The following is a 1,730-nucleotide window of genomic DNA, read 5'->3' as shown; positions in this document are numbered from 1 at the left end:
CATTTCATGTGCCGGTGCGAGCGCGGCGGGGTGGCTACCGTTCAGGCAATTAACAGGAAAGTTTCCTATAGATTTGGAGTGGAACGTGCCGCGCTCGCCACCCCGCCGCGCTCGCACCGGCACATGAAATGACTCGGGGTTCGGGGGATCACCGCGTGTCCACCTCTCCTACCCGGGAGCGAAATTGCGAAGACTACTCCCTGGCCTGCTCCTCACGGCCCTGAGCGCGCTCGTTCTCGCGCTGCTGGTCCCGGTCCCGGCGAACGCCGCGGCCGCGACCGCGACCTTCACCAAGACCTCCGACTGGGGGTCGGGCTACGAGGCCAGGTACACGATCAGCAACAGCACCGGCGACGCGATCTCCGGTTGGAAAGTGGAGTTCGACGTCCCCTCGGGCTCCACGATCGGCTCCTACTGGGACGCGCTGCTCACCAAGGACGGGCAGCACGCCACCTTCACCCACCGCGAGTACAACTCCACCCTCGCCGCCGGCGCGAAGGTGACGTTCGGCTTCCTCGTCAACGGCCCGGGCGCCCCGCAGAACTGCAAGCTCAACGGCGGGTCCTGTACCGATGACGGCACGCCGGGAGTACCCGGCGCGCCCGGCTCCCCCGGTGTCACGGCCCGCACCGACACCTCGCTGACGCTGTCGTGGTCGCCCGCCAACGGGACCGTCACCGGTTACCGCGTCTACGAGGGCTCCGCGGTGCGCGCCACCGCGACGCAGACCACCGCCACCATCTCCGGGCTGACGGCGTGCTCGGACCACACGTACACGATCAAGGCGTACAACGACGCCGGCGAGTCCGCGGGGAGCTCGGTCTCGGGCACGACCACCGGCTGCACGACGCCCGCCGGCCCGCGGGCCGCGCCGTACCTCTACATGGGATGGGGCAACCCGCCCAGCGCGACCACGGTCATGAACGCGACCGGGAACAAGTGGTTCACGATGGCGTTCATCCTGTCGGCCGGCGGCTGCAACCCCAACTGGGACGGCCAGCGCCCGCTCACGGGCGGCGTGGACGCCCAGACGATCGCGCAGATCCGCGCGGCGGGCGGCGACGTGCTGCCCTCCATCGGCGGCTGGTCGGGCAACAAGCTCGGCCCGAACTGCTCGTCTCCTGAGCTGCTCGCGGGCGCCTACCAGAAGGTCATCGACGCCTTCCAGCTCAAGTCCATCGACATCGACATCGAGAACACCGACGAGTTCGAGAACGCGGTCGTTCAGGACCGCGTCATCAACGCCCTCAAGATCGTCAAGCAGAAGAACCCCGGCATCCAGACGATCCTGACGTTCGGCACGACGACCTCCGGCCCGAACACCTGGGGCAAGCGGCTCATCGACCAGTCCGCCAAGCTCCAGGCGAACGTGGACGTGTTCACGATCATGCCGTTCGACTTCAACGGCGGGGCCGACATGTACGGCAACACCGTCAACGCCAGCGAGGGCCTGAAGAACGCGCTGAAGTCGGCGTTCGGCTGGTCGGACGAGACCGCCTACAGCCACATGGGCATCTCGGGCATGAACGGCTACTCCGACCAGAAGGAGATCACCACCATCCCGATCTGGACGAAGATCCGTGACTGGTCCAAGTCCAAGGGCCCGCCAAGCTCCAGGCGAACGTGGACGTGTTCACGATCATGCCGTTCGACTTCAACGGCGGGGCCGACATGTACGGCAACACCGTCAACGCCAGCGAGGGCCTGAAGAACGCGCTGAAGTCGGCGTT

At 66.9% G+C, this 1,730-nt stretch carries 1 protein-coding gene; it reads left to right on the top strand.

Translation table 11 applies throughout. From position 1 onward, the window contains the following. Positions 1-184 precede the first annotated feature (184 nt). The gene (locus E1298_RS46685) at positions 185-1,708 is read left to right on the top strand and encodes a cellulose binding domain-containing protein (RefSeq protein WP_131903767.1); all 1,524 of its coding nucleotides are present in this window, start codon (positions 185-187) and stop codon (positions 1,706-1,708) included. Positions 1,709-1,730 lie beyond the last annotated feature (22 nt).

The sequence above is a fragment of the Actinomadura rubrisoli genome (assembly GCF_004349215.1).
Classification (GTDB): Bacteria; Actinomycetota; Actinomycetes; order Streptosporangiales; family Streptosporangiaceae; genus Spirillospora; species Spirillospora rubrisoli.
This window is presented reverse-complemented; position numbering and strand designations above follow the sequence as displayed.